This window comes from Streptomyces sp. CBMA123 (assembly GCF_014596465.1).
In the GTDB taxonomy this organism is placed as follows: domain Bacteria; phylum Actinomycetota; class Actinomycetes; order Streptomycetales; family Streptomycetaceae; genus Kitasatospora.
In genome coordinates this window covers 1-6545 of the sequence record NZ_MECK01000286.1, presented here as the reverse complement: position 1 = coordinate 6545, position 6545 = coordinate 1, and the positions used below count along the sequence as shown (strand labels likewise).

Annotated in this window: 4 protein-coding genes; all 4 read right to left on the bottom strand. The window is 74.9% G+C overall.

From position 1 onward, the window contains the following. Positions 1–77: 77 nt before the first annotated feature. Positions 78–1361: a protein phosphatase 2C domain-containing protein gene (locus tag BG452_RS27415; protein WP_188307036.1), complete on the bottom strand. Its 1284-nt coding sequence runs from the start codon at positions 1359–1361 to the stop codon at positions 78–80. A gap of 3 nt (positions 1362–1364) precedes the next feature. Next, entirely contained in the window at positions 1365–3968 is a 2604-nt protein-coding gene (locus BG452_RS27410) for a serine/threonine-protein kinase (protein ID WP_188307035.1), read from the bottom strand. A 5-nt stretch (positions 3969–3973) separates the two neighbouring features. Continuing rightward, positions 3974–5344: a hypothetical protein gene (locus tag BG452_RS27405; RefSeq protein ID WP_188307034.1), complete on the bottom strand. Its 1371-nt coding sequence runs from the start codon at positions 5342–5344 to the stop codon at positions 3974–3976. 295 nt (positions 5345–5639) lie between these two features. Continuing rightward, the coding region (locus BG452_RS27400) for a glutamate ABC transporter substrate-binding protein (RefSeq protein ID WP_188307033.1) at positions 5640–6545 on the bottom strand (906 nt) is incomplete at its 5' end.

Here is a 6545-nt window from a genome sequence, read left to right as displayed (position 1 = left end):
CCGGGCCTGGCCGGGGGTGATGCCGTACGGCTCCAGCCGCCAGCCGGTCTGTCGGCGGATCCGCTTGATCGCCCTGGTCATCGCGTCTGCGAGTTCGGCGGCGGTGCCGGGGGCAGCGGGGCGGCGGGGGAGCCGATCACCGGGAGGTCCGGCAGGGTCGGGTCGTGGTCCTCGTCGTCCCCGGGGGCGCCGGCCGGAAATCCGGACGGAGCGCCTGTGGGGGCGCCCGCGCGGACGGCCTGGGCCTGCGCCGGGGTGATCACCTTCAGGTCCAGCGCGGTGGGAGTCTCCTCGATCTCCGCCAGCGCGGCGGCGGACGGCTCGATCGGCAACACCGCGACGGTGATGTTGTCGTGCCCGCCGGCGGCGACCGCGAACTTCACCAGGGTCTGCGCCGCGGCGAGCGGTTCGGTGCGGGCGTCCGGTCGGACGAAGTAGGCCAGGTCGGTGGCCGCCTCGGCGTAGTTCCACAGCCCGTCGGTGCAGATCAGCAGCACTCCGGGGACGTGCGGGGTGAAGTCGAGGGTGTGCGGCACGACCTCCTCGGCGTCGGCGCCGAGCCAGCCGGTGATCGCGTGGGCGCGCGGGTCGGCGTACGCCTCGGCCTCGCTCATCAGCCCGGCCTCGACCATCCGGGCCGCCCAGGAGTCGTCCTGGGTGAGCCGGAAGGGTTCGGCGCCGGAGCGGTCGTCCGGGATCCAGTACGCCCGGGTGTCGCCCACCCAGCCGATGGTGACCCGGCCGTTCGCCGCTATGGCGCTGACGTAGGTGCAGGCGGGGGCGTTGAGGTCCGGGCGGGTCGGGCCGGCGCCGTCGGTGGCGAGGTCGGCGACGGCCTTGGCGGCGTCGGCGATCGCGGCGCGCATCGCCTCGTCCGGGTCCCGGCCGGCCTCCAGGGAGGTCAGCAGGGACTCCGAGGCGGCGTCGACGGCGGTCTCGGAGGCCTCGTCGGGGCGGTCGGAGGAGGAGACGCCGTCGCACACCACGGCGACCACGACCGGCTCCCCGCCGGGCAGCGAGGTGGCGGCGACGGTGAAGGAGTCCTCGTTGCGGTGGTGGCGCACGCCGCGGTCGCTGACCCCGGCCACGCCCCCGAGGGCCTTCTCCATGTGGTCGCGCGGGCGCGGCTGGGCGCTGCCGCAGCCCTCGCAGTAGCCGTCCTCGGTGACCTGCGGCCGCCCGCAGTGCACGCAGACCGGCCCGCGCTGCGGCGGGACGGCCTCAGCACGGGCGGCGGCCCAGCTGGCGGGCATCGCGCCCGGGGCCGCCCGACCGTCCCGGCCGGCCCCGCAACGCCCGCAGTAGGCGTCCTCACGGTCCATCGGCTCGGAACAGCTCGGGCACTCGGTCTGCTGCGGCATCGGTTACACCCACGTCCTGGGGCGGGCCCGGTTGGCCCGTTCCACCATCTCGATCCTGGTCTCGGCCCGGTCGGCCAACCGGGCGAGTACCCGGTAGGACTGTTCCAGGGCGAAGCGCAGTTCCCGCTCGACGGCGGGACGTCCCAATACCACCAGGTCGGCGCCCTGCGGGGCGCCGGCCGAGCCGGCGTCGACCCAGCCGAGGGCCGCGCCGAGCACCTCGACGGAGAGCTCCTCGCGGCGGCGGTCGTCCAGTCGCAGCGCGGTCAGTTGGTCGGAGCCAGCGGCGAGGTCGGTGGCGAGCGGGTCGGTGGCGGCCCGTTCGCGCAGCCGGGCGCGGACGGCGGCGATCCGGGCGGCGGTGTACTGGCTGGAGGTGGTTGGGACGGACTCCAGCACCCGCACCGCCCCGGGCCGGTCGTTCTCGGCGAGGCGGACCCGGGCCAGGCCGAAGCCGGCGCTGAGGTAGGCGTGGTCGGTGGTCCAGACGAGCCGGTAGAACTCGGCCGCGTCGCCGCCGTTGCCGAGCAGTTCGGCGCAGATGGCGAGGGCGAGCTTGGGCGCGGCCTCGCCGGGGAAGGCGTCGTAGACGGCGTCGAAGGCTTCGGCGGCGGCCCGGAGATCGGCTGTTGCTCGCCCGCTCGCCTCCGGGCGCTCCTGACCCGACGCCGACGGTCGGCGCTCCGTCGCTCCTTCGTCGCTCCCCCGCTTCTCCCCTTCGGCGGCGGCGCCGACCAGGGCGACCAGGCCGCGGTACCAGACCACCCGCCAGTCGTCCGGGTGGTCCCGCTCCAGCTCGCCGAATTCCTTCACGGCCATGCCGTGGCGGCCGAGTTCGAGCAGGGCGCGCAGTTTGCGCAGCCGGCTCTCGACCGAGACGGCGGGGGCGCCGCCGAGGGCGGCGAGCGCCTCCTCGGGGTCGGTGGCGAGCAGGGTGGCGAGGAAGCCGGCGTTGGGGTCGCTCGGGTCGACCCGGGGGACGGGCAGGGCCAGGGCGGCGGCGGACGGGTCCAGGGCGGCCACCCGGAGCTGTCCGGGCCGGTCGGTGGGCAGTACCAACTCGGTGTCCACGACGCGCAGTTCGGGGCCGAACAGGGTGGACGGCGCAGGCCGGGGGCGCTCGTCCTGGAGGGCCAGGATCTCCCGCAGCACGCCGGTGAGCTGGTCGGCCATCTCCTCGGCGGAGGAGAACCGGCGGGCCGGGTCCGGGTCGGTGGCGCGGACCAGGAAGCGGTAGTACGACTCGTACTCCGCGAAGACCGCGACATCCTCGGGGCCGGGCAGCGAGTCCCGGTAGGTGCTGCTGTAGCCCTGGAAGTCGAAGGTGAGCACCGCGAGGGTGCGGGCCACCGTGTAGAGGTCGGAGGCGGGGGAGGGGCCGTCGGTGGCGATCTCCGGGGCCTGGTAGCCGATGGTGCCGTAGATCGCGCTGTCGTCGTCGAAGCGGCGGACCGCGCCCATGTCGATGATCTTGAGCGTGTCGCCGCTCTGGATCACGTTGTCGATCTTGAAGTCGCAGTAGATCAGGCCCCGGCTGTGCAGGTAGCCGAGCGCCGGCAGCGCCTCCAGCGCGTACGCGATCGCCTGCTCGACCGGCAGCGGCTCGCGCCGGCCGTCCGGGGTGCGGCGCTCGTTGGCGATGTCCTTGAGCGACTTGCCGCCGACGAACTCCATCACGATGTAGCCGTCGGTGGAGCCGGTGCGCAGGTCCGGGTGCTCGGCGAAGTTGATGATCCGGACGATGTTCGGGTGGTCCACCTCGGCCAGGAAGCGCCGCTCGGCGACGGCCGCGGCCAGCGCGTCCTCGTCCCCGGTGTCCAGCAGGCCCTTGAGCACCACCCACTTGTCGTTGACCCGCCGGTCCACCGCCAGGTAGATCCAGCCGAGCCCGCCGTGGGCGAGGCAGCCCACCACCTCGTACTGCCCGCCGACCAGGTCGCCGCGGCGCAGCTTGGGGGTGAAGGAGTACGGCGTGCCGCACTTGGTGCAGAAGCCGTCCGGGCGGCCCGGCTGGCCGTTCTTCTCCCGGCCCACCGGGGCCTCGCACTTGGAGCAGTACCGCTTGCGCTCGGGCACCTCGGGGTTGGCCAGCACCGCCTGCGCCGGGTCGGCCGTCTCCACGGTCGGCACGGTGACCAGCCCGGCGCCCAGCCGGTTGCGGGTGCCGGCGCTGACGCTGCCGCGGGTGGAGCGCACCGAGACCGAGCGGCTGCTGCCGGTGCGGGTCGAGCGGTGCGAGCGGGAGCGGCCGGACATCGAGCGGGCGGAGCCGGTGCGGGCCGACAGCGAGCGGATCGAGCCGCTGCGGGCGGAGTCCGGGGCGACCCGCGCGGACGGCACGTGGGGCTGGGTCATGCCGGTGTCCGCGCCGGGCGGGGTCAGTCCGCACTCGTCGCAGTAGCCGTCCGCGTCGATGCCGCCGGAGCAGTCCCGCGGGCACGGCGAGCCGGGCCCGGCGGCGGTCGGCGGCGCCGAGGCGGACCCGCCGGAGGCCGCCGGGGTGACCGTCGTGGTCCCCACCGGGGTCAGCCCGCACTCGTCGCAGTAGCCGTCGGCGTCGATCCGGCCGCTGCCGGAGCACTCCGGCCGTACGCACGTCTCGCCCATCAACCTCAGCCCCCCTGAACCTGTCCGTCGACCGGCGTCTGGCCGGCCGTCCCGTGTGCCTGTGCGCCCTCCGCGGCCTCGCTCTGGGCCGGGCGCAGCGACTGCTGGAAGCGGGCCACCGCGGCGGCCGCCGCCCGCAGGTCGCAGGGCGCGCTCCACAGCAGCCAGCGCGCCTTCTCGTACCGTTCGATCACTTCCGGGTCCTCGGCGACCCGCATCCGGGCCGCCATCGCCTTGTAGGCGTCCAGCCGGCCGCGCAGTTCGGCCCGGACGGCCAGCGGCTGGGTGACCTCGGTGAGCGAGTGCCGGGCCCGGGCCAGCTCCTTGGCGGCGGCGTCCTCCAGGGTGTCCAGCAGCGGCGCCAGGCGGCCCCACTGCCCGGCCTGGCGCAGGTCCAGGGCGGTGACGATCCGTTCGCGCAGCGCCGAGGCCGGGCCGGGAACCGCGGGGACGTCGCTGGCCGCTATCTTCGCCAGCACCTCGCCGCGGGCCCGGCGGGCCTCGGCGAGGGTGGCGTCGGCCCGCTGGAGCAGGTCGCCGACGCCCTGCAGCCGCTCCTCGGCGTCGTCGCGCAGCCGCAGCAGGTTCTCCAGCTCCAGCCGGACGCCGTCCAGCGCCCGCCCGGCCCGGTCGAAGCGCTCGGTGTCGACCACTCCGGCGGGGGACGCGAACGCCTCGCCGTCGGGCACGGTGCCGCGCTGGGCGGGCACCCTGGCGGGGCGCCACAGCGCCAGCGGGTCCTCGCGGACCTCGGTGCGCAGTTCGGTGAGGTCGTGTTCGAGGCCGGCCAGGTCGTCGCCCAGCGGGTGGCCGCCGGTGCGCACGCCGAGCGAGGCGGCCAGCGTCCGCACCCGGTGCAGTTCGGCGAGCAGCAGGTCGATCCGGGCGGGCAGCGCCGACCAGACCGCGTCGGCGGCGCTGACGACCTCCAGCACGGTGGCGTACCAGGAGTTCATCCGGGCCATCAGCGCGTCCAGGCTGATCCGCTCGACCAGCTTGGCGGGCGCGCCCAGCAGTTGCGGCCCGTCCGGCAGCGCGCCGCCGGGGACGGTCACCGCGTCGCCGGTCAGCAGCTCGCTCAGTTCGGCGAGTTCTGGGCCGCCGGGCTTGGCCTTGCGGGCCCGGACGGCGCGCGCCGAGGCGAGCGCCTCGGAGTAGCGGTCGAACAGCGCCCAGAGCAGCGGCAGGCCCTTGCCGGCGACCGACCAGCGCTCCAGGGTGCGACCGGACAGCTCGGCGCCGTCCAGCAGCCGCAGGCCCGGGTGGTCCTGCAGGGCGAGCAGCGCCGACTCGACCGCGTCCCGCTCCGCGCCGAGGCGCGCGAGCGCGCGGTCCACCTCCTCCCGGCTCAGTACCGGGCCAGCCGATGCCGCCACCGCGGTGTCCTTCCTTCCCTCGCGTGCGCCGCCATCGCGTACGACGTGCGGCCCACGACATCCCCCGTGCCCACCACCGGTCTCCCCGTGGTGATCGTCCCGAACCCTAGCCGGTGGCCGGTCGGGCGGTGCGGGCGCGGGGCGTCAAGACGGCGTCAACGCACCGTGTCCGCACCGCGCACGTTCCCGGGTCCGATCCCGCATCCGTTCCGCGTCCGCACCGCTCCGTACCCGATGCGCCGCCCGTCGTGCCGCCTGTGGTGCCGCCGGTGGTGCCCGTGCGGCGTCCGGCCGTTCAGTGCGGGACGGGCCAGTAGTGCTCGGCGTCGTTCAGCATGTACGGCTTCAGCCAGCGGTCGTAGCTGCGCCCCCAGTCGCCGTTGGCGTGGTAGTCGGCCAGCACCTGGTTGACCCGCGCGGTGAGGTCCGGGCTGGTCCTGAGCATGGCGACGCCGATCACCTCCGGCTGCACGTCGCCGTCCACGATCCGCACGGTCTGGTCCTGGGCGGCCTGGCCGGCCGCCAGGCCGTCGTCGGTCATGGTGGCGTCGACCTTGCCGAGCTGCATCAGGACCAGGCAGTCCAGCTGGTTCTCGACGACCGTCAGCTGCGCCTTGGCGTCCTTCTTGGCGCCCTTGGCCGGGTCCATGACGTCGGCGGCCGTCGACCCCTTGGCGACACAGACGTTCTTGCCGGCGATCGCCTCGTCCAGGTTCTTCGCCTGGGAGGTCTTCGGCACCAGCACCCGCTGGGAGATGCTGAAGTACGGCTTGGAGAAGGCGACGTCCTGCATCCGCTTGCAGTTGACGGTCATGGTGCGGACGATCAGGTCGACCCGGCCCTTCTGCACCGCGTCGACCCGGTCGGCGGTGGCCACCGGCTTGAGCACCACCTTGTCCGGGTCGCCCATGATGGCGGTGCCGATCGCCCGGGCGAGGTCGATGTCGAAGCCCTCGATCTGGCCGGTGTTGGGGTTGCGGGCGCCCCAGCGGTAGCTGTTCTGGTCCACGCCGATCACCAGGCTGCGCTTGGCCTTGATGGCCTTCACCGCCGGGCCGTCGGCCGAACTCGGCGGCACGCTGCTGTAGATGTCGCAGGTGTCGGACTGGTCCTGGGTCTGCTGGACGGCCTGCGGCGCGGTCCGCGGTGCGGCGGTCGCGGCGGCCGGCGCGGCGCCGGACGGGCCGCCCCCGCCGAGCAC